This is a genomic window from Listeria monocytogenes ATCC 19117 (genome assembly GCF_000307025.1).
Lineage (GTDB): Bacteria > Bacillota > Bacilli > Lactobacillales > Listeriaceae > Listeria > Listeria monocytogenes_B.
The window spans coordinates 2,734,205-2,759,270 of record NC_018584.1 but is presented as its reverse complement, the minus strand read 5'-3'; the positions used below and the strand labels follow the sequence as shown (position 1 = coordinate 2,759,270).

General features: G+C 40.2%; 26 protein-coding genes. 21 read left to right on the top strand and 5 right to left on the bottom strand.

Features of this window, described 5'->3' with window-relative positions; genetic code table 11:
• The first annotated feature begins 1 nt into the window (after position 1).
• The gene (locus LMOATCC19117_RS13700) at positions 2 to 814 is read left to right on the top strand and encodes an alpha/beta fold hydrolase (protein ID WP_003734239.1); all 813 of its coding nucleotides are present in this window, start codon (positions 2 to 4) and stop codon (positions 812 to 814) included.
• Position 815: 1 nt separating this feature from the next.
• On the opposite strand, the gene LMOATCC19117_RS13695 is transcribed toward LMOATCC19117_RS13700, so the two are convergent.
• The 4 genes from LMOATCC19117_RS13695 to LMOATCC19117_RS13680 form a co-directional block, all read right to left on the bottom strand.
• Positions 816 to 2,072 (bottom strand): Y-family DNA polymerase, encoded by a 1,257-nt coding sequence (locus LMOATCC19117_RS13695; protein WP_003724983.1) that lies wholly within the window; start codon positions 2,070 to 2,072, stop codon positions 816 to 818.
• Between the two features lie 12 nt (positions 2,073 to 2,084).
• A complete protein-coding gene (locus tag LMOATCC19117_RS13690; protein ID WP_003724982.1) occupies positions 2,085 to 2,426 on the bottom strand; it encodes a hypothetical protein in 342 nt (113 codons plus the stop codon).
• 197 nt (positions 2,427 to 2,623) lie between these two features.
• Positions 2,624 to 3,079, bottom strand: a complete 456-nt coding sequence (gene rpiB / locus LMOATCC19117_RS13685) for a ribose 5-phosphate isomerase B (RefSeq protein ID WP_003728568.1) — start codon at positions 3,077 to 3,079, stop codon at positions 2,624 to 2,626.
• A gap of 45 nt (positions 3,080 to 3,124) precedes the next feature.
• The gene (locus LMOATCC19117_RS13680; RefSeq protein WP_003724980.1) at positions 3,125 to 3,595 is read right to left on the bottom strand and encodes a universal stress protein; all 471 of its coding nucleotides are present in this window, start codon (positions 3,593 to 3,595) and stop codon (positions 3,125 to 3,127) included.
• 115 nt (positions 3,596 to 3,710) lie between these two features.
• Here LMOATCC19117_RS13680 and LMOATCC19117_RS13675 point away from each other — a divergent pair, with 115 nt between their 5' ends.
• The 14 genes from LMOATCC19117_RS13675 (at position 3,711) to rpe (ending at position 16,914) form a co-directional block, all read left to right on the top strand.
• Positions 3,711 to 4,517 carry a helix-turn-helix domain-containing protein gene (locus tag LMOATCC19117_RS13675; RefSeq protein WP_003724979.1) on the top strand — a complete coding sequence of 269 codons (807 nt, stop codon included), beginning with the start codon at positions 3,711 to 3,713 and terminating at the stop codon, positions 4,515 to 4,517.
• Between the two features lie 45 nt (positions 4,518 to 4,562).
• Positions 4,563 to 4,931 carry a VOC family protein gene (locus LMOATCC19117_RS13670; protein WP_003724978.1) on the top strand — a complete coding sequence of 123 codons (369 nt, stop codon included), beginning with the start codon at positions 4,563 to 4,565 and terminating at the stop codon, positions 4,929 to 4,931.
• Positions 4,928 to 5,290, top strand: a complete 363-nt coding sequence (locus tag LMOATCC19117_RS13665) for an MmcQ/YjbR family DNA-binding protein (RefSeq protein ID WP_003724977.1) — start codon at positions 4,928 to 4,930, stop codon at positions 5,288 to 5,290. Before LMOATCC19117_RS13670 ends, LMOATCC19117_RS13665 begins: the two co-directional genes overlap by 4 nt.
• A gap of 73 nt (positions 5,291 to 5,363) precedes the next feature.
• Positions 5,364 to 6,176, top strand: a complete 813-nt coding sequence (locus tag LMOATCC19117_RS13660) for a putative ABC transporter permease (RefSeq protein WP_003727675.1) — start codon at positions 5,364 to 5,366, stop codon at positions 6,174 to 6,176.
• 369 nt (positions 6,177 to 6,545) lie between these two features.
• Positions 6,546 to 8,615, top strand: a complete 2,070-nt coding sequence (locus LMOATCC19117_RS13655) for a BglG family transcription antiterminator (protein WP_003724975.1) — start codon at positions 6,546 to 6,548, stop codon at positions 8,613 to 8,615.
• A 33-nt stretch (positions 8,616 to 8,648) separates the two neighbouring features.
• Positions 8,649 to 9,113 (top strand): PTS sugar transporter subunit IIA, encoded by a 465-nt coding sequence (locus tag LMOATCC19117_RS13650; protein WP_003724974.1) that lies wholly within the window; start codon positions 8,649 to 8,651, stop codon positions 9,111 to 9,113.
• 57 nt (positions 9,114 to 9,170) lie between these two features.
• Positions 9,171 to 9,452, top strand: coding sequence for a PTS sugar transporter subunit IIB (locus LMOATCC19117_RS13645; protein WP_003722023.1), 282 nt, complete (start codon positions 9,171 to 9,173; stop codon positions 9,450 to 9,452).
• 60 nt (positions 9,453 to 9,512) lie between these two features.
• Complete coding sequence (locus tag LMOATCC19117_RS13640; protein WP_003722022.1) at positions 9,513 to 10,784, top strand: PTS galactitol transporter subunit IIC; 1,272 nt, start codon at positions 9,513 to 9,515, stop codon at positions 10,782 to 10,784.
• 36 nt (positions 10,785 to 10,820) lie between these two features.
• Positions 10,821 to 11,873, top strand: a complete 1,053-nt coding sequence (locus LMOATCC19117_RS13635) for a galactitol-1-phosphate 5-dehydrogenase (protein WP_003722021.1) — start codon at positions 10,821 to 10,823, stop codon at positions 11,871 to 11,873.
• A gap of 1 nt (position 11,874) precedes the next feature.
• Positions 11,875 to 12,906, top strand: coding sequence for a zinc-binding dehydrogenase (locus tag LMOATCC19117_RS13630; RefSeq protein ID WP_003727677.1), 1,032 nt, complete (start codon positions 11,875 to 11,877; stop codon positions 12,904 to 12,906).
• Between the two features lie 194 nt (positions 12,907 to 13,100).
• Positions 13,101 to 13,541, top strand: a complete 441-nt coding sequence (gene rpiB, locus LMOATCC19117_RS13625) for a ribose 5-phosphate isomerase B (RefSeq protein ID WP_003728561.1) — start codon at positions 13,101 to 13,103, stop codon at positions 13,539 to 13,541.
• 8 nt (positions 13,542 to 13,549) lie between these two features.
• Complete coding sequence (locus tag LMOATCC19117_RS13620; protein ID WP_003724971.1) at positions 13,550 to 14,224, top strand: ribulose-phosphate 3-epimerase; 675 nt, start codon at positions 13,550 to 13,552, stop codon at positions 14,222 to 14,224.
• A gap of 33 nt (positions 14,225 to 14,257) precedes the next feature.
• A complete protein-coding gene (gene tkt / locus LMOATCC19117_RS13615; protein WP_003727679.1) occupies positions 14,258 to 16,273 on the top strand; it encodes a transketolase in 2,016 nt (671 codons plus the stop codon).
• Complete coding sequence (gene rpe / locus LMOATCC19117_RS13610; RefSeq protein WP_003724969.1) at positions 16,270 to 16,914, top strand: ribulose-phosphate 3-epimerase; 645 nt, start codon at positions 16,270 to 16,272, stop codon at positions 16,912 to 16,914. Before tkt ends, rpe begins: the two co-directional genes overlap by 4 nt.
• Before the next feature lie 55 nt (positions 16,915 to 16,969).
• Here rpe and LMOATCC19117_RS13605 read toward each other — a convergent pair whose 3' ends face one another.
• Positions 16,970 to 18,439 (bottom strand): MucBP domain-containing protein, encoded by a 1,470-nt coding sequence (locus LMOATCC19117_RS13605; RefSeq protein ID WP_003734240.1) that lies wholly within the window; start codon positions 18,437 to 18,439, stop codon positions 16,970 to 16,972.
• A gap of 159 nt (positions 18,440 to 18,598) precedes the next feature.
• Between LMOATCC19117_RS13605 and LMOATCC19117_RS13600 the strand changes: the two genes are divergently transcribed.
• The 6 genes from LMOATCC19117_RS13600 (at position 18,599) to tuf (ending at position 25,047) form a co-directional block, all read left to right on the top strand.
• Positions 18,599 to 19,078, top strand: coding sequence for a GNAT family N-acetyltransferase (locus LMOATCC19117_RS13600; protein ID WP_003730773.1), 480 nt, complete (start codon positions 18,599 to 18,601; stop codon positions 19,076 to 19,078).
• A gap of 15 nt (positions 19,079 to 19,093) precedes the next feature.
• A complete protein-coding gene (locus LMOATCC19117_RS13595) occupies positions 19,094 to 20,491 on the top strand; it encodes a deoxyguanosinetriphosphate triphosphohydrolase (RefSeq protein WP_003734241.1) in 1,398 nt (465 codons plus the stop codon).
• A 192-nt stretch (positions 20,492 to 20,683) separates the two neighbouring features.
• A complete protein-coding gene (rpsL, locus tag LMOATCC19117_RS13590) occupies positions 20,684 to 21,097 on the top strand; it encodes a 30S ribosomal protein S12 (protein ID WP_003720973.1) in 414 nt (137 codons plus the stop codon).
• A 30-nt stretch (positions 21,098 to 21,127) separates the two neighbouring features.
• Positions 21,128 to 21,598: a 30S ribosomal protein S7 gene (gene rpsG / locus LMOATCC19117_RS13585; RefSeq protein WP_003722012.1), complete on the top strand. Its 471-nt coding sequence runs from the start codon at positions 21,128 to 21,130 to the stop codon at positions 21,596 to 21,598.
• A 65-nt stretch (positions 21,599 to 21,663) separates the two neighbouring features.
• Positions 21,664 to 23,751 carry an elongation factor G gene (gene fusA, locus LMOATCC19117_RS13580; RefSeq protein ID WP_003724965.1) on the top strand — a complete coding sequence of 696 codons (2,088 nt, stop codon included), beginning with the start codon at positions 21,664 to 21,666 and terminating at the stop codon, positions 23,749 to 23,751.
• 108 nt (positions 23,752 to 23,859) lie between these two features.
• Positions 23,860 to 25,047, top strand: a complete 1,188-nt coding sequence (tuf, locus tag LMOATCC19117_RS13575; RefSeq protein WP_003723640.1) for an elongation factor Tu — start codon at positions 23,860 to 23,862, stop codon at positions 25,045 to 25,047.
• The last annotated feature ends 19 nt before the right edge of the window (positions 25,048 to 25,066 follow it).

Here is a 25,066-nt window from a genome sequence, read left to right as displayed (position 1 = left end):
TATGCATAAAACAATCCGTAGCGTAGACGTTTATTATGAAAAATATGGTGAAGGAATACCGATAATAATGATTCATGGTTTTGGTCCTGATTCGCAGCTGATGATTGGTTGCATGGAGCCAGTCTTTGATAAGGAAAGTCCATTTTCACGCATTTATGTGGATTTGCCTGGAATGGGAAAAACCGAGAATTACGATTCAATCCAAAATGCTGACCATGTACTCACCCTTTTACTAGAATTTATTGAAGCGGTAATTCCGGGCGAGCAATTCGTACTCGCCGGAGAATCATATGGTGGTTATTTAGCCCGCGGAATCGCAGCGAAAATGCCAGATAGAGTACTTGGAGTCTTACTTATTTGCCCAGTCATCTATCCTGAAAAAGAAAGAAGAACGCTACCTGAACAAAAAGTCATGTACCAAGATGATACGTTTGTACGGTCGCTATCCAAAGAAGACCGAGCGTACTTTTCAAAAAGTGGCGTTATTTTAACAGCAAGAAACTGGAATCGTTTCTTGGCGGAAGTGATGGCGGGAATGATTAATGCAGATGGAGAATTTTTAGACCGATTATCTGCGAATTATGCGCTGAGCTTTGATCCAGACGAAAAAGCGCAATTCGATGTGCCGGCATTATTCTTATTTGGGCGTCAAGATGATCATGTGGGATACGCAGACGGGCTTACATTGCTTGAAAAATATCCACATGCGTCGATTGCTATCCTTGATTTTGCAGGACATAATTTACAAATCGAACAACCAAAAATATTTACAACAATGGTAGAGGATTTCTTATTGCGCGTGAAACCAGAATAAGTTAACCTTTGTGACCACCAACCATTTCAGACCGTTTTAAGCCAGTCGCTCCATTTAATAAACTGCTTGCATGCATAAGTGATTTAAAACCATAACGCGACCGGATTTTGTCGACAGTTATTTCTAACTGCTCATGATTTAAAGTTCGAGTAGCATCCTCAAATAAATTGAGCTGCAACCCTGTTTTCAAAGTAATCTTACCGCATGAAATAGCAATGGAGCGCACAGGTTCGCGTTCATCGTAACGTCTAAATAGTTGCAGGAAATAAGGAATAAGCGCATGACTACTACTAGTAGGAGGGATTTTAGCTTGATGGCTGAATCCTTTTTTTATGCTGTATTTACTGTAGCCGATACTTAGATGAATAACAGCAGTATCCACATGATTTTGGCGTAAACGCATTGCTACTTCCTCAACCATTTCGCGGATGACAATCTCTACTTCGGCCGGCACATGATAGTCTTTTTCAAGAATTTGGCTTTTTCCGTAGCTTTTACTAACTGGAACATATTTTTCATTTAAAAGACTATAATCGATGCCGTGAGCATGATAATAAAGTTGCTCTCCGACTACACCCATTGCGTTTTTTAACACTTGTGGCGGCGTTTGGCTTAGTTGATACATATTAAAGATTCCCATTTTTTGCAGGCGAACAGCAGTCCGACGCCCAATTCCGCACACATCATCCAAATGTCTGATTTTCCAAATAGTCTCGGGAACGTCTTCATAGCGCCATTCAGCAATGCCGTCATCCCGGTTTTTAGCCACATTATCGAGCGCGAGTTTGGCAAGAAGAGGGTTGTCGCCGATTCCAACTGTAACGTATAGCCGCAATTCTTCTAAAATATCACACTGGATTTTGCGAACAATTTCTTCCGTGCTACCGAATAACAAATGCGATCCGGTGATATCTAAAAAACATTCATCAATACTATAAACATGAATAAACTCAGCGGGAACATAACGTCTAAAAATGGCTTGAATCATCGCATTTACTTTTAGATAAAGTTTCATTCGTGGGGGTGCGATAATAATTCGTTTATCCCAGGTGGGCAGTTCATACATTCTTGAGCCGGTTTTGATGTGATGTTCTTGTTTCATTTTTGGAGTGGCAGCTAAAACAAGCCCGCCAGCCCGGTCGGCGTTACTCATTACTACTAAATATGCTTCAAGTGGATTCAGCCGACGTTTGACACATTCAACTGAGGCGAAAAAACGATTTAATATCGATGCACAAAATATCACGGCGCGGTGCACGGCTATAATCTTCTATTTGTACCATTTTTCGACACTCCTTTCTTCTACGTTTCGAATTGCAGAGAAGGAAAGCGGGACAGTCCCCTCAGAGTTTTTAATGTAAATGGTGTTGTTCTCCACGCCTGAAATACGACCAATAATATCATTTTCAGGAGCAGATTCTGGGTTTAATGGCTTTTTCTGGATAACAAGCGTAGACTGATGTGTCATCGCGCTAGCTAGCACACTTTCGATAAATTCTGTAGTCATAGCTTCTTTCCATACTAAAGTTGGTTCAGCGTCTTGCATTGCTTCTGTATGCTCGCTTAATAAAAAACCGCCCCATTTCTTCATGCCGCGATCTTGGTAGCTCATATGATGACACCTCCAATATTTTTAAATAATTATCTGTTGCTTAAATACATTATACGAACAAACGTTCTTATTTACAATGTGTAAATATCCTCATTTATGCTAGCAAAACGGGAACAAATTACTATTTGTGAACTATTAATAAAGTGGACATAAAAAAAGACCAAGCCTGTAAAATTAGACTTGGTCGTTATAATTTTTTAAGCGTGGCTATCTTCGTAAGCGGTGATTTGTCCTACACGATTTGCGTGTCGGCCACCTTCATACGCTGTTTCTAGCCAAATTTTGACAATGTCTTCTGCTAGCCCTGGGCCTATGACTCTCGCTCCAAGCGCAAGGACATTTGTATCATTATGTTCGCGCGTGGCGTGAGCGCTAAATGTATCGCCAACAAGCGCGCAACGAATGCCTTTTACTTTATTAGCTGCAATACTCATACCAATACCCGTACCACAAACTAAAATGCCGCGGTCAACTTCTTGGTTAACAACTTTTTCACTAACGGTAATCGCTAGTCCCGGATAATCCACTGATTCTGGTGCTTCGGGGCCAAATTCTTCATAACTAATTCCAACACTTTCAAGATAAGAAATAATACTTTTTCGTAATTCAATTCCGCCATGGTCTGAAGCAATGGCAACTTTACTAACTGTCATTTTTTCTCCTCCTGCCGTATAATCAATACCTTCATTATACATGAATTAGAGTTTTTCGACAGTCTTTCTGTTGCGCCAAGGTTTTGCGTGAACAATAATAACGTCGCAAGGTGCATGAGCGGCCGTATATTCAGACACACTACCAAGAATAAATTGCTCTGTTGCTGAAAGTCCAGTTGCACCAACTAAAATTAAATCAGGCTCGAAATTCCGCGTTATTTTTTTATTGAAGGTAGTTTTTGGCGTACCAAAGTGAACAAAAGTTTCTACATGCGAGACACCAGCTTTTTCAGCTTCTTTTTTGTACATTTCAACTAATTCTTCTCCGTAAGCTTTGGCTTTTTTGGCATAGGTTTGTTCATAATCGATTAATGGTGCAATCCGGCGCACATCCGCGACAAAGCCAATACCAAGCGTAGCGCCATCCATTTTGGCAAATTGAACAGCTCGTCTTAGCGCGGCTTCCGCTTCATTTGATCCATCTACACCAACAAGAATCCGTTTGTAAGCAGACATTTTGTATCACCCTCTCAAAAGTTTTCCCCTTATTTACTTAATACCCATAAATAAAAGAAAGAAGCATGATTAAAGAGAAAATTTTGTGGTACTATGAGGAAAAGGAGGGCTCTTTATGGCAAAGCTAGAAACGTTTTATCCCATTGTAGCTACACCAAAGCGTGCTGGCTATAAAGAATATCTACCGAGTGCGGTTCTTACAGGCTATATTCGCTGTTTTTGGGAGGCAGATGATAAGAATTTCCCGGGAAATAATTTAGTGGTTCCTGATTTATGTGCGGATATTATTTTTACAATTGATAGTAAAACAGGGCTAGTGACGGATGCTATATTTGTTGGCGTTAGTGATGCACCGTTTGAGTCTGACGATGAAAGTAATACCGAGCTTTTTGCCGTGCGATTTTATGCGTGGTCGTTATTTTTATTTGTCGAACAGGACTTGACTGGTAGCATGAATCGGGTAAAAGAGCCGGAAGAGATGTTTGCTGGATTTGTTTCGTTTTTTCAAGAGAGGTTTGCTGAAATGACGACGAACATGGAAAGAATAGCTTTATTAGAAGAATTTTTACTGCGAAAATTAATGATGCTTGGCAAGCAAGTCCATCCTGATTTTTTAAACGGTATTGATAAGTTACTACAAAATCCCAATCAACTTGCGTTAGGAGCTGTATCTGTTCGGCAGTTAGAACGGCTATTTCAAAAACACATGGGACTTGCACCAAAACAGACAGCAAAACTTATTCGTTTCCAAAAAGTATTACAGGCATTATATGAGAATCCAAGTGTGCCGGGCGCTGAGCTTGCTTATCTTCATGGTTTTACGGACCAGGCTCACTTAATTAAACAATTTAAACGATATAGTAATCACACCCCAGAAGAAATGAAGCAAATTTTTCTGCAAAATGTCGCAAATATACAATGAAAAACGTAAATGCTTTGTTAAACTAACGATATGGAGGTGCTTAAAATGATTAATGAATTTGTTTGTACAAATATTTCCACGCAAGATCCGGCGGCGTTGGTTGCGTTTTATCACGAAAAATTGGGAATTCCGATAGTATTCGAAGGGTACGACAATTATGACGGAGCGAAATTAGGTTTTTCTGAAAAGGCTCCCGGGATTATTGTTTGGAATAATAGCAAATGGGGCGAAGCAAGCGAATCTAAAGTGGAGTTTGTTTTCTCGTGTGATACTAATTTGGATGAGATGTACCGGGAACTTCAAACAGCGGGAGTGGAGACACCAGAACCTCGTGTGGCTGAGTGGGGCGGACGTGAACTGAATTTACTTGACCCAGATGGCAATAAGATTATGATTTTGGAGCCCGCACAATGAGCGATGAATTTGCTTGGATACAGAAGGAAATCAGTGGTCTTAAAGGAGTCCAGTATTCGTTTAAAGAAGAATGGGGAGCGGAGCGCTATCACGTTTTGGATCAGCTAATGGCAATGCGCGGAACGAATAAAGAAGGGCAGCCGATTTTAACCTTGAAGTGCGATGCCGAAAAAAGTGAGCAACTTCGCGCAGAAAATCGAGCCATCGTTCCCGGTTATTACATGAATAAACGAGTTTGGATTTCTGTTTTATTGGAAGAAGAACGAGATAAAGACTTGATTCGCGCATTAATTCAGCATGCGTACTCAGAAGCGAAGAATAAGTTGCCAAAATATAAACAAGCGGAACTTTTTGACTAATTTAGTTAAGAAGTTCTTATTTCTGTTATAATGAAATTGATTGTGAAAAAGAAAACAAAAAGGAGATGAAAAGATGGATATTAATATGTTTATCCTATACTTCTTCATTTATTCTGTTCTTGGATGGGCTTGGGAGGAAATTTTTTGCTCGATTTCAGAGAAGAAGTTAGTGTATCGTGGTTTTCTTTATGGACCATATTGTCCCATTTACGGGTTTGGGGTAACGACAGTTTTAATGATGATTTTACCGTTTCAAAATAACTTATGGGCCTTATTTATTTTTTCGATGATTATTTGTACGGTGATTGAATATGTTACCGCAACGATTTTAGAAGCATTATTCCATACAACATGGTGGGATTATCACAATTGGCCACTCAATGTAAAAGGACGAATTTGCTTGCCGATTTCGATTTTTTGGGGATTTGCTTGTATTATCGTTGTACGCTTCTTGCACCCACTTGTCACCGAATTTGCAGATTGGATTTTAAGCTGGGGTGGCTGGATTATTCCTGCACTCATCGTGGTTCTGATGCTTATTGATACGATTAAATCTGTCACAAGTATGCTATCATTCCAAAAAGCACTTGCCGAATTTAATGAAAAACTAACTGCCCAAGCAAATGAACTAAAAGCAAGCGTAAAAGAACGGGCGAAAGAATTTGAAGAAGGACTTTTGAAGAAACAAGAAAATGTTGATATGAAAATTGCTGAAATAGAAGCAAAACGTAAGCAAGACAAAGAACTTGCTGCCAGCATGCGCAAACTTAAATTTAATGAACGACGAATGTTAAAATCGTTCCCGAAAATGAAAGTGAAACGCGCGGCGCCATTTAAGAATTTCAACAAAAGTATACTCAGAGTCGATAAACAAAAAAGAAAATAGAGAAACTGATTATGGCGCGAATGGTATTTTTTATCATTTGCGCCTTTTTTTGCGTTATTTTTTACAAAACGTGTAGAAAGAACCGCACATCTTTTGTATGATTAAGAAGAAACATCGCCCCGCAAAGCTCCGTTACTTCATTCTCATTTTTGTTTCAAAGTAGATTTTACCTACCTTCAAGAAGTTTCATAATCTCGCTATATATCAAGCTTTACAAGCAACTTTCACATATTTGCAAATAATAGGATTGTTAAAAAAGTCACAAGTAAAGCCCAATGATGTACATTCTTTCCGCAAGTTATTGGGATGAAAGCGTGTACATTTTTATTAGATTTAGATTTATAATTAAAACGAACAGGAGGGAACGACATGTATTTGGATGAGAGAAGTAATTCACTTTTAAAAGAACTCTTACGACATCCTGACACATCGAGTACGAACTTACAAGCAAAATTCGGTTTAACTCGAAGACAAGTCGACTATAGTTTCCAAAAAATTAATAATTGGCTAGAAGAACAGACTTACCCGAAGATTCATCGTGCCGCAAATGGTCGATTTATCGTAGAACCTGACCTGTTTCAAATCATTGGTGAGGAAGATGGCGAAAAAACAGATTGGTACATCCCGTCAGAAAAGGAACGCGCTAGTCTAATCATCCTCATGTTAACAACAGGAAGTGAAGAGTTATCCCTTAATCACTTTATAAGCGAGCTGGAGGTGAGCAAGAACACCGTATTACGAGACTTGAAGCTGGTACAAAAGACACTTGAAAAATTCAACCTTGAAGTTAAATATTCGCGGATGCGTGGCTATTTAATTGACGGAGACGAGTGGAATCAGCGGACGGCACTCATTTATGCGGCAGAACACATCATAGAAAGTTTTGGCGGCGAAGAGTATTTACAGGATTTCATGCAAGTGGACGAAGCGAGAATTAAAGAGCTTCGGGAAAAATTGGAACAAGTTGAGCATCATCTGAATTTGCATTTTATTGACAATAAAATGCAAATACTGCCTTACATTTTAGAAGCTGTTTTTCGGCGGATGAAGAAAGGGCAAACAATTACGACATCTTTCCTGATTGACTACAATGAATTGTCAGATACTCGGGAATACGGAGCAGCAGAGATTTTTATTGAAGAAGAGCCGAATATGCCAGAAGCAGAGCGAATGTACATCACATTACAACTTTTAACTTCCAATGTACTTCCGAAACAATATTTGAAATCGGAGGAAACGCACAAGTTAAGACTGGCGCTGGAACAAGTTCTAAGCGAATTTGAGAAAAAGGCTTGTATTCAACTAGTAGACAAAGAATCGTTACTTGAAAAATTATTTGCACACATTAAACCTGCGTATTATCGAATTAAGTATCATCTTACAACAGATTACAGCATTTTAGACAAGATTGATCAAGAATTCCAAGCCGTGCATTACATCGTGAAAGAGTCGTTAGCACCATTAGAACGTTTTATTGGTAGCAAAGTTCCTGAAAATGAAAGTATATTTATTACCCTTTTCATTGGAGGGCATTTAATCGAATCCACAGAGAAATTACAAACGAGACTAAAAGCAGTTGTGGTTTGTCCGAACGGATTGTCGATTTCGAGATTGATGGAAAAAACATTACGAAGCCTTTTTCCGGAAATATTTTTCTATCAAGCGATGTCGATTCGAGAATTTGAACAAACAAAGTTAGGTTATGACATTGTATTTTCCGCAGTGCCACTTTCGACCGACAAGAAATTTTTCCTTATCAACCAACTGATGGATGGGAAAGAACGCCTGGAGCTTAGACGCCGGGTGATGCGAGCGGTTTACTTAGTGGATGAGGTGAATATCAGCGTCGATCAATTAATGAAAACTATTTCCAAATTTGCTGATATTAAAGATGCTGCCCGTCTTGAAAAAGTGCTAGCAGATTATTTAATGCCAGTTCCAGAAGAAAACACATCCAAACACGAAGGCAAAAGCACACTCGCAGATCTACTCGAAGTAACGCGAATCACACGTAAGAAATCAGTGAAAGATTGGCATGAGGCAATTTATCATGCGGCTTTACCGTTACTTTCGGCGGGAGTGGTGGAACCAGCCTACGTGGAAGAAATGAAACGGCAATATCCGGCACCGATTATGAACATCATTCTCCGTAATACAATAGCTATCCCTCATGCTGAAACGGAAAAAGGAGTAAATAGCCTCGGAATGAGCTTGCTTTATCTAGAAGAAGGCCTGCCACTTGAAGGCGGTAAAGAGCTACATTTTATCGTTGTCATTGCAGCCATAGATAAAAACGCTCACTTCACAGCTTTACTACAATTGATGGAATTATCGGAGAACAAAAAAGAACTGAAAAAACTTGCGGATGCTGCGAACACAGAAGAAATGCACCAAATAATTAAAAACTTCACGGACTTGGAAACAAAAAAGACAATGTAGAGAAGTCAGAAAGAATTACAGGAGGATTTCGTAATGGATTTAGTACAATTTTTGAAAAAAGGAATGGTTTGGGTTCAATCGGATATCGAGAAACAAGAGGACCTATTCCAAATGGTCGCAGAAAGTGGAAAGTCTGAAGGATATGTAACGGATGACTTTTTAACAAGACTAACAGACCGTGAACAAACCTTTCCAACGGGGCTAAAATTAGATGGATACGGCGTGGCATTACCGCACACGGATCCAGAATGCGTTACGGAACAATTTATCGCCGTAATCACTGTGAAAGATGGCATTCCATTTAAATTAATGGAAGATGCTGGTCAAACGGTTGAAGCGAATTTGATTTTCGTACTCGGACTAAATGAACCTCACAGCCAGCTCGCGGTACTTCAGCAATTGATGGGGACGATTCAGGATAAAGACAATGTAGCCGCATTACTCAGAGCGAAAGATGAAGACGAAGTAAAACAAATTTTAGAAACTATTACCGTTTAAAAAAAACAGGAAAATTAGCCGCGGGAAATCGCAGCAATTAATTAGGAGGAATTTATCATGGGACAATTTAAAATTTTGGTAGCTTGTGGAGCAGGAATTGCAACATCAACAGTAGTAACGGACAGAGTAGAACGTTTGGTAAAAGAAAACAACGTGGACGCAGAAGTAAAACAAATTAAAATTTCAGAAGCAGCATCTATGCAAGACGGAGCGGATTTAATCGTATCAACAACTATTTTACCAACAACTTACAAAATCCCAGCGATTATTGCAACTTCTTACATCACTGGTATGGGTATGGAAGAATTAGACGAAGAAATACTTGCGCACCTTAAATAAAGGCTGCGCAAGGGAGTTTAGAAATCATCATTAAACAGAGAAAAAAGGAGGAAATATTAAATGGATACACTTCTGTCAGGAGTACAGTATGTTTTAAACTTGGGGCCTACAGTTATTTTGCCTATTATGATTTTCTTTATTGCATTAATTTTCCGAGTACCAGCAAAGAAAGCGCTTCGTTCAGCGATTACGATTGGTATCGGGTTTGTAGGTATTAACCTTGTTATTAGTTTACTATCTAGTAACTTAGGTCCGGCAGCGCAACAAATGGTTGAGCGTTTTGGACTGAATTTAACAATTATTGATGCAGGTTGGCCAGCAGCAGCCGCGGCTTCATGGGCTTCTCCAGTTGCAGCAATTTTAATTCCAATCTGTTTGGTAGTTAACTTAGCACTTATTTTCTTCAAAGTTACGAAAACACTTGATATTGATATTTGGAACTACTGGCACTTCATCGCAGCAGGTGCAACTGGTTATATCGTAACTGGTGGTAACTGGTGGTTCGCGATTCTTTGTGCGATCATCTATGAAGTTGCTGTTCTTTGGATGGCAGACAGAACACAACCTATGGTAGAAGAATTTTACGGATTAAAAGGGATCTCCTTACCAACAGGTTCTACAGCAGCATTCGGTTTCATCGGTATTCCGGTTGGTTGGCTAATCGCTAAAATCCCTGGTATTAAAAACATCCATGTTGACCCAGAAACTATTCAAAAACGTTTTGGTATTTTCGGGGAACCAATGATGATGGGTCTTATTCTAGGTATTGCAATCGGTATTCTTGCAGGCTATGACGTTGGCGCAGTTGCACAACTTGGTATGTCCATGGGTGCGGTAATGTTCTTAATGCCTCGTATGGTTAAAATTTTAATGGAAGGTTTAATTCCAATTTCAGAATCCGCTCGTGAATTCATGAAATCTCGTTTCAAAGGCCGCGAACTTTATATCGGGCTTGATGCAGCACTTTCAATCGGTCACCCAGCGAATATTTCTACTGGTTTAATCCTTGTTCCAATCACTCTTTTCTTAGCTGTTATCATTCCTGGTAACAAAGTACTTCCTTTTGGTGACTTGGCAACTATTCCATTCTACGTATCATTCGTAGTAGCATCTCGTAAAGGTAACATTCTTCACTCTGTTTTAGCTGGAACTGTAGTTATTGCACTAGCGCTTCTTATGGCAACTGACTTCGGTCTTGTTCATACAGAAATGATGAAAGGTGTATACGAATTCCCTAAAGGAGCAACACAAGTTAGTACACTTGATATGGGTGGTAACTTCTTTAACTGGGTTATTCTTAAATTCTCTCAAGCTTGGGCAGCTATTTTCTAAGTTTTGTCTTAATGATATAGAAGAGGTGATAGTAACATGAGAGCAGCTGTGTTATACGAGAATAATGTAATAAAAGCAGAACAAATTGATGAAGCGACTTGTGGGAAAGATCAAGTTCGTGTCGAAGTAAAAGCAGTCGGAATATGCGGATCAGATATTCATAAAATGCAGACTCGCTGGAAATACCCACTGCCTGCTGTAATGGGACATGAATTCGCAGGTGTAGTTACGGAAATTGGTAGCGAAGTAACAAACGTAGCTATTGGTGACCGTGTTGCAGGGATTCCGCTCGAGCCTTGTATGGAATGTAATTATTGTAAAGCGGGCGACTTTGCATTATGTGACAACTACCGGATGGTGGGATCACACTTCCACGGCGGATTTGCTGAAAATGTCGTCATGAAAGCCGACAATGTCATTTCTATCGGCGACCTTGATTTTGAAGAAGGTGCGATGATTGAACCACTTGCTGTATCGATGCACGGGGTACTTGGTATTCAGCCGAGACTTGGCGATACGGTCATTGTCTTCGGAATTGGAACCATCGGAATCTTGGTTGTACAATGCTTACTTCTTGCGGGAGTAAAAGATATTATCGCGGTTGATATCAGTGATAAAAAGTTAGCAGACGCGCGGGAATTCGGTTGCAAATACACTATTAATCCAAAAAACGAAGACTTAAAAGAACGCGTTTTTGCTTATACAAATGGTCTTGGGGCAGATATAGCGCTCGAGTGTGCTGGTTCCAAAATAACGCAAGAACAATGTCTTCTTGTAACAAAGAAAAAAGGTAAAGTTGGTTTTCTAGGAATAGCTTACGCAGATGTGCTTTTACACGAGGAAGCTTTTGAAAATATTTTTAGACGTGAACTTACGCTGAAAGGTTTTTGGAATTCTTACTCGGCACCATTTCCTGGTGAGGAATGGCGTACGTCGATTGAATTCGTGAAACAAGGTCGAATTAAACTGAAACCACTAATTTCGCATCGTTATAAGCTAGAAGAAACGAAAGAAGCGTTTGATATGATTCTTTCCAGAGAGCATGATTATAACAAAGTGATGATATTGCCGCAGAAAGGTGACGATTAATTTGAAAGCAGTAGTAAAAACAAACCCCGGATATGATCAAATGGAGCTAAGAGATGTAGAAGAACCACAAGTCTATGGCGACAAAGTAAAAATCAAAGTAGCATTCACTGGTATTTGCGGATCAGACATCCATACGTTTAAAGGTGAATACAAAAATCCAACAACTCCCGTCACACTGGGACATGAATTTTCTGGTGTCGTTGTAGAAGTTGGGCCAGATGTAACAAGTATCAAAGTGGGAGACCGTGTCACAAGTGAAACAACTTTTGAAACTTGTGGAGAATGTATTTATTGTAAGGAACGTGATTACAATTTATGTAGCAATCGTCGCGGCATTGGTACGCAAGCAAATGGTAGTTTTGCAGAATTTGTTTTATCTCGCGAAGAAAGTTGTCACGTGCTTGATGAACGTATTTCGCTCGAAGCAGCAGCACTAACAGAACCGCTTGCATGTTGTGTGCATTCGGCGCTTGAAAAAACAACGATTCGTCCAGATGACACAGTACTTGTTTTCGGACCAGGTCCAATTGGTTTGTTACTAGCTCAAGTTGTGAAAGCGCAAGGGGCAACGGTGATTATGGCAGGAATTACCAAAGATAGTGACCGCTTACGTCTAGCAAAAGAGCTTGGAATGGACCGGATTGTCGATACTTTAAAAGAAGACTTGGCTGAAGTTGTGCTTGGCATGACAGATGGTTACGGAGCGGAACGCGTATTTGATTGTTCTGGCGCAGTACCCGCTGTAAATCAAGGATTACCTCTAACGAAGAAAAAAGGCGATTTTGTTCAAGTAGGACTTTTTGCCGAAAAGAAAAATGCGATTGATGAAGAATCCATTATCCAACGTGAAATTGCTTATATCGGCAGCCGTTCGCAAAAACCATCTTCTTGGATTTTAGCGCTCGACTTACTAGCAAATGGCAAAATCAATACGGATAAAATGATTACTAAAGTATACGGTTTGGATGACTGGCGCGAGGCTTTCGAGGCAGTTATGGCAGGAAATGAAATTAAAGTATTAGTGAAATCTTAATAATGGAGGATGGGCTGTATGAAAAAACATCAAAAAAAGGATAACCGTGCAAACGAATCCAAAGCTTCTCGGGCTCAGATGTTTTACAGTAGTCATCCTTAGAAATGAGCCGAGAACATATTCGCGTATGTTCTCGGTTCCATTTCATTATAAGACGTTAAAAGAAAAAAATCTATTAATGAAGGTGAAATTAAATGAAATTAACAATTGGTTGCGACCACGGCGGACGTAGACTAAAAGATGCCATTGTGAAACATTTACGTGAAAAAGATATTGAAGTTGTTGATATTGGAACATATACAGATGAAAGTGTCGATTTTCCATCTTATGCAGAAGAAGTTGCCAATCAAGTAGTAAGCGGGCAATCTGAACTCGGTATTTTGTGCTGTGGAACTGGAATAGGTATGAGTATTGCTGCTAACAAAGTGGACGGAATCCGTGCTGCGGTTGTTTCGGATACTTTCTCAGCGCGTGCCACCCGCGAACATAACAATAGCAATGTTCTCTGTCTAGGCGAACGTGTTATCGGTGAAGGATTAGCGCTTTTACTTGTTGATACTTGGCTTGAGGCATCATTTGCAGGAGATCGCCATAAACGCCGATTGGATAAAATTACTGAACTCGAAAGAAAGTGAGGATGAACATGAGGAAAATAGCCGCTTCAATTATGTGTGCAGACCAACTACATTTAGGTGAAGAGCTCCGTCGCCTTGAATCTGCTGGTGTGGAACTACTACACTGCGATGTGATGGACGGTGTATATGTGAATAATCTTGCGCTCGGTCCAGAATATTTGGAAATAGTGCGAAACAATACAGAAATCCCTCTAGACATACATTTGGCTACGATTACCCCACTTAAATATATTGACATGTTTGGTCCTGTGAAACCGGAATATATTTCTTTTCATGTAGAAGTAGCGGAAGACGTGTCAGAAGTCATCCGGAAAATCCGCTCTTACAACGTTAAACCATCGATTGCGATAAATCCAGAAACACCTATCGAAGCCATTTATCCTTATTTAGATGATGTCGAAATGGTGTTAATGATGACTGTAAACCCGGGTTTTGCGGGACAAAAATTTCAAACAGATGTATTACAAAAGCTACATGATTTAAAAGCAAAACTAGCTGGAAAAGTCCATGCGCCGCTCATTGAAGTGGATGGCAATATTAATAAAGAAACAGTAGGCTTAATGCGAGATTGCTTACCAGACATTTATGTACTAGGCACATCCGCGTTATTTCATGACCGAGATAAAACGAGTTATGCAGAAAGACTAGTACACATTTGGTCAGATGTAGAAAAACATGTGTAATAAAGCACAAACAATTTAAGGGAGATGACAGTTTTGAAAAAAACATTAGATAGACAAGCCGTGGACACGATTCGTTCGTTATCCATTGATATGATTGAGAAAGCAAATTCAGGACACCCAGGAATGCCGATGGGAGCAGCTCCAATGGCGTATATGCTATTTGCGAAACATTTAGTATTCAACCCAGCCAACCCAGAATGGTTTAACCGCGATCGCTTTGTTTTATCAGCAGGACACGGGTCTGCGCTACTTTATAGCATGCTTCATTTATTTGGTTATGATGTAAAAATGGAAGACTTAAAACAGTTCCGTCAATTAGATAGTTTGACACCAGGACACCCTGAATTTGGATGGACTGCTGGAGTCGATGCAACGAGTGGCCCGCTTGGACAAGGGATTGGTATGGCGGCTGGAATGGCGCTTGCAGAGTCTCATTTAGCGGCGGAGTATAACCAACCAAATTATCCAATTGTCGACCATTATACGTATGCGATTTGTGGTGACGGAGACTTGATGGAAGGCGTGGCATCAGAAACAGCCTCACTTGCAGGACATTTAGGACTTGGGAAATTAATCGTATTGTACGATTCCAATGATATTTGTTTAGATGGAGATTTAAGCGCAACGTTCAGTGAAAATGCAGCAGACCGTTTCCGCGCATACGGCTGGCAAGTTTTACGTGTAGAAGATGGCAACAATTTAGCGGCAATTCAAGAAAAAATTGTTCAAGCAAAATTAGAAACATCGAAACCAACGCTAATCGAAGTGAAAACAGTCATCGGTTACGGCGCGCCAACAAAAGCAGGCAGCTCCGCAAGTCACGGTGCTCCGCTCGGTGAAAAAGAAGCAAATGGTGCAAAAGAGCATTACGAATGGGCAGAAGAACCTTTCACAGTACCAGCCGAAGTTCGTGATTACTTAAGAAATTACAAAGCTCGCGGGGAAAAACTAGAGGGTGCTTGGAACACAATGCTCGCTAATTACAAAAAAGAATTCCCAGAACTTGCAAGTCAATTAGACCGCGTGTTAGCGGGAGAAGTAGCTGCCGATTGGAACGCTAATTTGCCAACTTTTGAAGCAGGCACAAATGTTGCAACGCGCTCTGCTTCTGGGAAAATGATTAACGCAATTGCAGCCGAATTACCGGAACTTTTCGGGGGATCCGCTGACTTAGGTTGCTCGAACAAAACATTTATTGATGCGAGCCCAGCATACAGCATTCAAGACCCAGCTGGTAAAAATATCTGGTTCGGTGTGCGCGAATTTGCGATGGGAGCAATGTTAAACGGAATGGCACTTCATAGCGGTTTGCGAGTGTTTGGCTCGACTTTCTTCGTCTTCTCAGACTATGTCCGCCCAGCAATGCGGATGGCTGCTTTAATGCAACTTCCAGTAACGTATGTATTCACGCATGACAGTATCGCTGTAGGTGAAGACGGCCCGACACATGAACCAATCGAACAACTAGCCTCGCTTCGTGCTATGCCAGGCCTAACAGTTATTCGCCCAGCCGATGCCAAAGAAACCCGCGCTGCTTGGGAAATTGCCGCAACTAACACAAATGGTCCAATCGCACTTGTATTATCACGCCAAGACTTACCAGTGCTTGAAAATGCACAAGAAGAAGTGGATGCAGGTGTAGATAAAGGTGCTTATATCGTAGCACCAGCAAATAGTTCCAAACCAGACGCTATCATTATCGCAACAGGATCAGAAGTGTCCCTTGCAATTGAAGCGAAAGCCGAACTTGCGAAAAAAGATATCGACGTTTCCGTTGTTAGTTTATCCAGCTGGGAACGCTTTGAAAAAACAACCGATGCTTATAAAGAAAGCATTTTACCAAAAGAAGTCACAGCGAGATTTGCGATTGAAGCAGGAGCAACATTCGGTTGGAAAGAATTTATTGGGTCAGAAGGCGATATGTTAGGAATCGATCACTTCGGCGCATCTGCCCCTGCGAAAGATTTGTTTAACGCTTATGGATTTACACCAGAAAATGTGGCGGATCGTGTCGAAACTGTGATTGCGAAAGCCGGTGTGCGCGTATGACATTCGTAGCGCCATCGTTACTCGCAGCTGATTATATGAACATGGCAAACTCCATTAAAGAAGCAGAACATGCCGGAGCTGACTACCTTCATATCGATGTCATGGACGGACATTTTGTGCCGAATCTGACGTTTGGAATTGATATGGTCGAGCAAATCAAGAAAACAGCGACTATTCCACTGGATGTCCACTTAATGCTCTCGAACCCAGAAAACTATATTGAAAAATTTGCAGCAGCTGGGGCGCACATTATTTCCGTGCATATCGAAGCGGCGCCGCACATCCACCGCGTCATTCAACAAATTAAGGCAGCGGGCTGTAAAGCGGGAGTCGTGCTTAATCCAGGAACACCGGCGAGCGTGCTGGATGCCGTTTTAGCAGATGTAGATTTAGTTTTACAAATGACCGTAAATCCAGGGTTTGGTGGACAAGCTTTCATTGATTCTACCATCAAAAACATGCGCTATCTGGATCATTGGCGCCGAGAAAATAACGGCAGCTATGTGATCGAAGTCGACGGTGGTGTAAATGCCGAAACCGCAGAAAAATGTAAGCAAGCGGGCGTAGACGTTCTTGTAGCAGGCTCTTACTTCTTTAGAGCAGATGATAAAATTGCTTGTATTAAAGAATTAAAAGCGTAACAAAAAAAGTGCTACAAACCAACTAGCGGTTTGTAGCACTTTTTTATGGAGTGGTTTAACTTCTTTTAAAGAAAAAGAAGCTAGTAGATAACAACGTCAATAAACTTCCTAGTGCAAAAAAGAGAGCATCTTTTGAATCACCAGTAGTTGGGAGGATATTAGAGGTGTTTTTATCAACTTTTTTTGTTGCTTCGGATGAAATCACAGTATCATTAGTACTCAGTGTAGTATTGTCGGTCATTTCTCCATTGGTATTTGTATTATCACTGTTTGCTATTTTTTCATAAATATAGGTAACAGTTGCAGGGGTTGTGCTAAAAGTAGCCGATTCATTTCCTTCCACTTTTTGAAGTTTATAGCCTGCTATGTCTTTGCTTTTAGTTTGGTAGGTATTATTTACTTCACCGGTTAAAACAGTATCTTTTGCTAGTGTTTTACCCGATTCATCTTGATATTTTACAGTGACTGTCCCATTTTGGACAGCAGTTTTTTCATAAATATACGTTACATTTTGCAGTGTTTCAGAAAATTGTCCTGTCGCATTTCCGGGTGTTTCTTTTAAAGTATAGCCATCTATTATTTTAGGAGTAGTGACGTAATTTTCACCAATACTACCATCTAATCTAGTAGAAGTAGCTAATTCATTCCCAGACGCATCTTTATAGGAAACTAGGACTGGTTTAGTATACTTGAAGTAGATAAATGGCTTTCCAGAAGGACCATATTCAGAAATATCATAGTAAGAATCAAATCGATTTGTCCCAGTGAAAAGTGAAAAAGTAGATTCGAGTGGCTCTGCTGAAAAGTTTAATGCTTTTTCGGCTTGATTATACGTAATACCATTCGCTAAATCAGTTATGAATAAATTATCTGTAGTCAAATGAGCCGAAGCATCTTGAAACTGAATGTAATTTTCTATAGGTAGGATGTGGTTGCTTGGTACAATGAGTGTACTTAAAACTGTTTGAGCGGCAAAAGCTTGATAAGCCATTTGAAGATTTGGGTTTTGAATTGTAATATTAGTAATAAAATTATTTTCAAAGGCAGAAGCATCAATACTTTCAACAGTGGCTGGTGTAGTCACTGTTTTTAAATTATTAGCTAAAAATGCTTGGGAAGGAATATTTTTTAAAGCAGTAGAATAAGTTATTTTTTCTAATTTATTGACACTAAAAGAGTTCCTCCCTATAGTCTGCACTGAGTTGGGTAAGACCAGTTGTTCAAGTGAATTGATGGTAAAAGCACCATCGCCAATAGTTATAACTGTATTAGGAATCGTTACATTAGTTAATCTCTTGGATTTGAATGCGCCATTCCCGATAGCAGTAACGGTATATTCATTATTAGTACCAAGTGTTGTAGGAATGGTAATATCAGTAGACTGTCCTGTATAATCAGTAATGGTAGCTTCATTTCCATTTATTGTATATTCATAGTCACCAGATGTTTCGGCAGAACCAATAGTTGGAAATAAAAACAAGAATATGGCAAAACAAAAAATACCCCAAAATCTTCTTTGTAACACGGAAAAGCCCCCTTACTTGAGTTTTTTTATATTTTCCCTTACACAAAACATCTAAACTTTTCTATATTCATATCTGTGTGGAATAAGTTTTTTTTAATTGATACATGTCTAGCACTAGCTTATACTTAAATTAATACGACAACGAAAAGGAAGAGATATATGACACAACTAGTATTTCGAAACGGGACAGAACAAGACACGACGTTAATTCTTCGTTTTATTACCGAACTTGCAATTCATGAAGGCATTGAAAAAGATGTAGTAGCAACCGAATCCGGCCTACACAAAGCCCTTTTTCAAGAAAAATCTGCCGAAGTAATTATCGCTGAATACGAAGGGGAGCCAGTTGGTTTCGCACTCTTTTTCCATAACTTTTCCACATTACTTGGCAAAAAAGGCTTATACCTAGAAGACCTTTACATCATTCCAGAAATGCGCGGAAAAGGCTTTGGAACAAAATTTTTCAGCTATTTATCCAAACTCGCTTTATCACGCGATTGCGGCAGATTTGAATGGTGGTGCCTAAACGAAAATAAATCAGGCATGGATTTTTACGAAAAAATTGGCGCAGAGAAAATGTCAGAATGGACCGTACATAGGCTCACTAAAGCCGAAATGAAAAAACTAAGCAACCTATGAAAGGATGGGATTTAAATGAAATGGGATAAACTATTAAATGATAAACGCCGCCGCGAATCCGGTGTCACTCGTTCGAAAAACACCGACGTACGTAGCGCTTTCGAAAATGATTTTCAGCGTATCGTTATGAGTGCATCGTTTCGCCGTTTACAAGATAAAACCCAAGTATTCCCGCTAGAAAAAAGTGATTTTGTGCGTACACGACTAACCCATTCAATGGAAGTAAGTACAATCGCAAAATCAATGGGGAACATGGTTACACACACGATTCAAGAAGAAAACTTAGACAAAGATTTTACAAAAGATCATGCGGATAAAATTCCGGAAATCCTTGCTTGTGCAGGACTTTTACATGATATGGGCAATCCGCCGTTCGGTCACTTTGGTGAAGAAAGTATCCGTGAGTGGTTCCGCGACAATTTAGCAACCATCACTTACAAAAATAAAAGCCTAGCTGAAATCCTAACATCACAAATGAAAGAAGACTTTTATTACTTTGAAGGTAACGCGCAAGTGCTTCGTGTAGTTTCCAAACTGCATTATCTTTTCGACCAATACGGCTTAAACCTAACATTTGCCACTTTAAATGCGGTCATCAAATACCCAGTTTCTTCCTTAAAAGTAAATAAAAAACAAATCAAAAGCAAAAAACTAGGCTATTTTTATGCCGATGAATCACTTTTTAATGAAATAACAACTGCAACAGAAGCGCTTGATAACCGTCATCCGCTCACTTATTTACTAGAAGTGGCAGACGACATCGCGTACCTAAATGCCGACCTAGAAGACGGCGTGAAAAAAGGTATCGTCAACATCACGCAAATCTTAAAAGGTTTTGAAGAAGTAGAAGAGCATAATAAAGTAACTGCCGCGTGCTACAACGAACTTAAGAAAAAAAGCGAGCGCTACGAAGGGCAAGAAGAAAGTTTCATCGTACAACAATGGCTCGCATCGAACGTCCGCGGCCAATTAATCAATCGCTCACTCGAAGTATTTTACGAGAACTACGACGCCATCATGGCAGGCACATTCAACGACTCACTTATCGATGCTTCAAGCGCCGAACAACTCGTACAAATTTTACAAAGCCTATCATTCACGTACATTTACCAAGATAAAGGCATTGTTGAATCCGAAATCGCCGGCAACGAAATCATCTCCAAATTGCTCGAAACGTTCATCCCAGCTGTGATTTACTACGACAGCGAAATACCAGAACGCCAAACAGCCAAAGATAAACGCCTACTAACCTTGATTTCCGACAACTACCTAGGCTGTTACCGCAAAAACGCAGAAGGCGAAAGCGAAACAATGAAACTGTACTTGCGATTACTTCTCGTAACAGACTTCATTTGCGGCATGACCGACAGCTACGCGAAAGATTTATATCAACGTTTGAATGGACTTAGCTAATTAACTAAATTTCAAGTAACACCTTGACATCCGAACGTCAAGGTGTTACTATATTCAAGGTGCCTCTACTATAAACAGAGGTCTGAAAATAAAACAGCGTTGTAGGTTGAACTTACAGCCATTTTATTTTACCGAAAAAATGAACCACCTGGATGTGTGGAACTACTAAACAAGGAAGGAGGAATTTATCCCATGCCTACAATTAACCAATTAGTACGCAAACCTCGTCAATCTAAAATTAAAAAATCTACATCACCTGCTTTGAACAAGGGCCTAAACAGTTTTAAAAGAGAACTAACAGACGTTAACTCTCCGCAAAAACGTGGCGTATGTACTCGTGTTGGTACCATGACTCCTAAAAAACCTAACTCGGCGCTTCGTAAATATGCCCGTGTACGTTTGAGTAATGGTATTGAAGTAACAGCTTACATTCCTGGTATTGGTCACAACTTACAAGAACATAGTGTTGTTCTTATTCGTGGTGGACGTGTAAAAGATTTACCAGGGGTACGTTATCATATCGTTCGTGGAGCGCTTGATACAGCTGGTGTTGAAAATAGAGGACAAAGCCGTTCTAAATACGGTACGAAAAAACCTAAAAAATAATACTTATAAAATATGAAAGGAGGATATCCGATGCCTCGTAAAGGTCCTGTTGCTAAACGTGACGTGTTGCCAGATCCGATTTATAATTCGAAACTAGTAACTCGTTTAATTAATAAAATGATGGTTGACGGAAAACGTGGAAAGTCTCAAGCTATCCTATATTCCGCATTCGATATCATTGCACAAGAAACTGGTAAAGATCCGATGGAAGTATTTGAACAAGCTATGAAGAACATTATGCCTCTTCTTGAAGTTAAAGCTCGCCGTGTAGGTGGTGCTAACTATCAAGTACCTATCGAAGTACGTGCTGACCGTCGTTCTACTCTTGGTCTTCGTTGGTTAGTAAATTATGCTCGCCTTCGTGGAGAGAAAACAATGGAAGTACGTGTTGCTCGCGAAATCATGGATGCTGCCAATAATACTGGTGCTTCTGTTAAGAAACGCGAAGATACACACAAAATGGCTGATGCTAACAGAGCGTTCGCTCACTATCGTTGGTAAAAAAATCACTGACAAATTCCAGGCGTATTGCCTGAAAAATTGTTTTATGGAAGGAGAAATACAACATGGCTAGAGAGTTCTCCTTAGAAAAGACTCGTAATATTGGTATCATGGCCCACATTGATGCGGGTAAAACTACCACTACTGAACGTATCCTTTTCTATACAGGGCGTATTCACAAAATTGGTGAAACCCATGAAGGTGCTTCTCAAATGGACTGGATGGAGCAAGAGCAAGAACGTGGTATTACTATCACTTCTGCTGCGACAACAGCTCAATGGAAAGGCTACCGAGTAAACATTATCGATACACCAGGACACGTAGACTTCACAGTTGAAGTTGAACGTTCGCTTCGTGTACTTGATGGTGCTGTTGCGGTTCTAGATGCACAATCTGGTGTAGAACCACAAACAGAAACAGTTTGGCGTCAAGCTACTACTTACGGGGTTCCTCGTGTAGTATTCGTCAACAAAATGGACAAAATCGGCGCAGACTTCCTATATTCTGTAGGTACTTTGCATGAACGTTTGGCTGCCAACGCGCACCCAATCCAACTCCCAATCGGGGCCGAAGATACATTTGAAGGTATCATTGACTTAATCGAAATGAACGCGTTGTATTACGAAGATGATTTAGGAAATGACCCTCATATTAAAGAAATTCCAGCTGATCTGAAAGACTTAGCAGACGAATACCGCGGTAAATTAGTGGAAGCAGTTGCTGAACTTGACGAAGAGCTAATGATGAAATACCTAGAAGGCGAAGAAATTACAAAAGAAGAACTTAAAGCTGGTATCCGTAAAGGAACACTTAACGTTGAGTTCTATCCTGTAGTTTGTGGTACAGCATTCAAAAACAAAGGTGTTCAACCAATGTTAGATGCAGTACTTGATTACCTTCCAGCACCAACAGATGTTCCAGCTATTAACGGCGTATTGCCTGATGGAGAAGAAGCTGCTCGTCACGCTGATGATTCAGAACCATTCTCTTCCCTAGCATTCAAAGTTATGACTGACCCTTATGTTGGACGCTTAACTTTCTTCCGTGTTTATTCCGGTACTTTGAATTCCGGTTCATATGTACAAAACTCGACTAAAGGTAAACGTGAACGTGTTGGACGTATCCTTCAAATGCACGCTAATCACCGTGAAGAGATTTCGATCGTATACGCTGGTGACATCGCTGCTGCCGTAGGACTTAAAGATACAACTACTGGGGACACTTTATGTGATGAAAAAGAACAAATTATCTTAGAATCCATGGAATTCCCAGAACCAGTTATCCAAGTCGCTATCGAACCTAAATCGAAAGCTGACCAAGATAAAATGGGGCAAGCTCTTGCGAAACTAGCGGAAGAAGATCCAACTTTCCGTGCTGAAACTGACCAAGAAACTGGCCAAACTCTTATCTCCGGTATGGGTGAACTTCACCTTGACATCCTTGTTGACCGTATGAGACGTGAATTCCGCGTTGAAGCTAACGTTGGTGATCCACAAGTTTCTTATCGTGAAACATTCCGTAAATCTGCTCAAGTTGAAGGTAAATTCGTACGTCAATCCGGTGGACGTGGACAATATGGTCACGTTTGGATTGAATTCGGACCAAACGAAGAAGGTAAAGGATTTGAATTTGAAAATGCAATCGTTGGTGGGGTTGTTCCACGTGAATACATCCCAGCTGTACAAGCAGGTCTTGAAGGCGCACTAGATAATGGTGTACTTGCAGGCTACCCACTGATTGACATCAAAGCAAAACTTTACGACGGATCTTACCATGACGTCGATTCCAATGAAATGGCCTTCAAAGTGGCTGCTTCAATGGCATTACGTAATGCTGCTAAGAAATGTGATCCTGTAATCCTTGAGCCTATGATGGCTGTAGAGGTTGTTATCCCAGAAGAATACCTTGGTGATATCATGGGTAACATTACTTCCCGTCGTGGTCGTGTAGATGGTATGGAAGCTCGCGGTAACGCTCAAGTTGTTCGCGCATTTGTACCACTTGCAAACATGTTTGGTTATGCAACTCACCTTCGTTCAGGTACGCAAGGTCGTGGTGTATACACTATGCAATTTGACCACTATGAAGAAGTTCCTAAATCTATTGCTGAAGAAATCATTAAAGCTAATGGTGGAAACAACAAAGAAGATTAATTGATTTTTTTCGCAACATCAAGTATAACTTTAGTTAGAAGTATTACTTAGTTTAAATTTAAGCTAAGTAAAAAATAATTATCGAATTATCGAGGAGGATATTTTAAAATGGCAAAAGAAAAATTTGACCGCTCTAAACCCCATGTTAACATTGGTACTATTGGACACGTTGACCATGGTAAAACAACTTTAACTGCTGCAATTACAACTGTACTTGCTAAAAAAGGCTATGCTGATGCACAAGCTTATGACCAAATTGATGGTGCTCCGGAAGAAAGAGAACGTGGTATCACAATCTCTACTGCTCACGTTGAGTACCAAACTGACAGCCGTCACTATGCACACGTTGACTGCCCAGGACATGCCGATTACGTTAAAAACATGATCACTGGTGCTGCACAAATGGACGGAGCTATCTTAGTAGTATCTGCTGCTGATGGCCCAATGCCACAAACTCGTGAACATATCTTACTTTCACGTCAAGTTGGTGTTCCATACATCGTTGTATTCATGAACAAATGTGACATGGTTGACGATGAAGAATTACTAGAATTAGTTGAAATGGAAATTCGTGATCTATTAACTGAATATGAATTCCCTGGCGATGACATTCCTGTAATCAAAGGTTCAGCTCTTAAAGCACTTCAAGGTGAAGCTGACTGGGAAGCTAAAATTGACGAGTTAATGGAAGCTGTAGATTCTTACATTCCAACTCCAGAACGTGATACTGACAAACCATTCATGATGCCAGTTGAGGATGTATTCTCAATCACTGGTCGTGGAACAGTTGCAACTGGACGTGTTGAACGTGGACAAGTTAAAGTTGGTGACGAAGTAGAAGTTATCGGTATTGAAGAAGAAAGCAAAAAAGTAGTAGTAACTGGAGTAGAAATGTTCCGTAAATTACTAGACTACGCTGAAGCTGGCGACAACATTGGCGCACTTCTACGTGGTGTTGCTCGTGAAGATATCCAACGTGGTCAAGTATTAGCTAAACCAGGTTCGATTACTCCACACACTAACTTCAAAGCTGAAACTTATGTTTTAACTAAAGAAGAAGGTGGACGTCACACTCCATTCTTCAACAACTACCGCCCACAATTCTATTTCCGTACTACTGACGTAACTGGTATTGTTACACTTCCAGAAGGTACTGAAATGGTAATGCCTGGTGATAACATTGAGCTTGCAGTTGAACTAATTGCACCAATCGCTATCGAAGACGGTACTAAATTCTCTATCCGTGAAGGCGGACGTACAGTAGGCGCTGGCGTTGTTTCTAACATCAGCAAATAATACCTGATACGATTCAAAC

Bases quoted from the DNA above. Each gene is read 5' to 3' on its own strand.
- tuf (WP_003723640.1), top strand. From the start codon at position 23,860: ATGGCAAAAGAAAAATTTGACCGCTCTAAACCCCATGTTAACATTGGT.
- rpiB (WP_003728568.1), bottom strand. From the start codon at position 3,079: ATGACAGTTAGTAAAGTTGCCATTGCTTCAGACCATGGCGGAATTGAA.
- LMOATCC19117_RS13620 (WP_003724971.1), top strand. From the start codon at position 13,550: ATGAGGAAAATAGCCGCTTCAATTATGTGTGCAGACCAACTACATTTA.
- LMOATCC19117_RS13645 (WP_003722023.1), top strand. From the start codon at position 9,171: ATGGGACAATTTAAAATTTTGGTAGCTTGTGGAGCAGGAATTGCAACA.
- LMOATCC19117_RS13600 (WP_003730773.1), top strand. From the start codon at position 18,599: ATGACACAACTAGTATTTCGAAACGGGACAGAACAAGACACGACGTTA.
- rpiB (WP_003728561.1), top strand. From the start codon at position 13,101: ATGAAATTAACAATTGGTTGCGACCACGGCGGACGTAGACTAAAAGAT.
- LMOATCC19117_RS13595 (WP_003734241.1), top strand. From the start codon at position 19,094: ATGAAATGGGATAAACTATTAAATGATAAACGCCGCCGCGAATCCGGT.
- LMOATCC19117_RS13660 (WP_003727675.1), top strand. From the start codon at position 5,364: ATGGATATTAATATGTTTATCCTATACTTCTTCATTTATTCTGTTCTT.
- LMOATCC19117_RS13640 (WP_003722022.1), top strand. From the start codon at position 9,513: ATGGATACACTTCTGTCAGGAGTACAGTATGTTTTAAACTTGGGGCCT.
- LMOATCC19117_RS13680 (WP_003724980.1), bottom strand. From the start codon at position 3,595: ATGTCTGCTTACAAACGGATTCTTGTTGGTGTAGATGGATCAAATGAA.
- LMOATCC19117_RS13700 (WP_003734239.1), top strand. From the start codon at position 2: ATGCATAAAACAATCCGTAGCGTAGACGTTTATTATGAAAAATATGGT.
- LMOATCC19117_RS13650 (WP_003724974.1), top strand. From the start codon at position 8,649: ATGGATTTAGTACAATTTTTGAAAAAAGGAATGGTTTGGGTTCAATCG.
- fusA (WP_003724965.1), top strand. From the start codon at position 21,664: ATGGCTAGAGAGTTCTCCTTAGAAAAGACTCGTAATATTGGTATCATG.
- LMOATCC19117_RS13665 (WP_003724977.1), top strand. From the start codon at position 4,928: ATGAGCGATGAATTTGCTTGGATACAGAAGGAAATCAGTGGTCTTAAA.
- rpe (WP_003724969.1), top strand. From the start codon at position 16,270: ATGACATTCGTAGCGCCATCGTTACTCGCAGCTGATTATATGAACATG.
- rpsG (WP_003722012.1), top strand. From the start codon at position 21,128: ATGCCTCGTAAAGGTCCTGTTGCTAAACGTGACGTGTTGCCAGATCCG.
- rpsL (WP_003720973.1), top strand. From the start codon at position 20,684: ATGCCTACAATTAACCAATTAGTACGCAAACCTCGTCAATCTAAAATT.
- LMOATCC19117_RS13690 (WP_003724982.1), bottom strand. From the start codon at position 2,426: ATGAGCTACCAAGATCGCGGCATGAAGAAATGGGGCGGTTTTTTATTA.
- LMOATCC19117_RS13655 (WP_003724975.1), top strand. From the start codon at position 6,546: ATGTATTTGGATGAGAGAAGTAATTCACTTTTAAAAGAACTCTTACGA.
- LMOATCC19117_RS13670 (WP_003724978.1), top strand. From the start codon at position 4,563: ATGATTAATGAATTTGTTTGTACAAATATTTCCACGCAAGATCCGGCG.
- LMOATCC19117_RS13675 (WP_003724979.1), top strand. From the start codon at position 3,711: ATGGCAAAGCTAGAAACGTTTTATCCCATTGTAGCTACACCAAAGCGT.
- LMOATCC19117_RS13635 (WP_003722021.1), top strand. From the start codon at position 10,821: ATGAGAGCAGCTGTGTTATACGAGAATAATGTAATAAAAGCAGAACAA.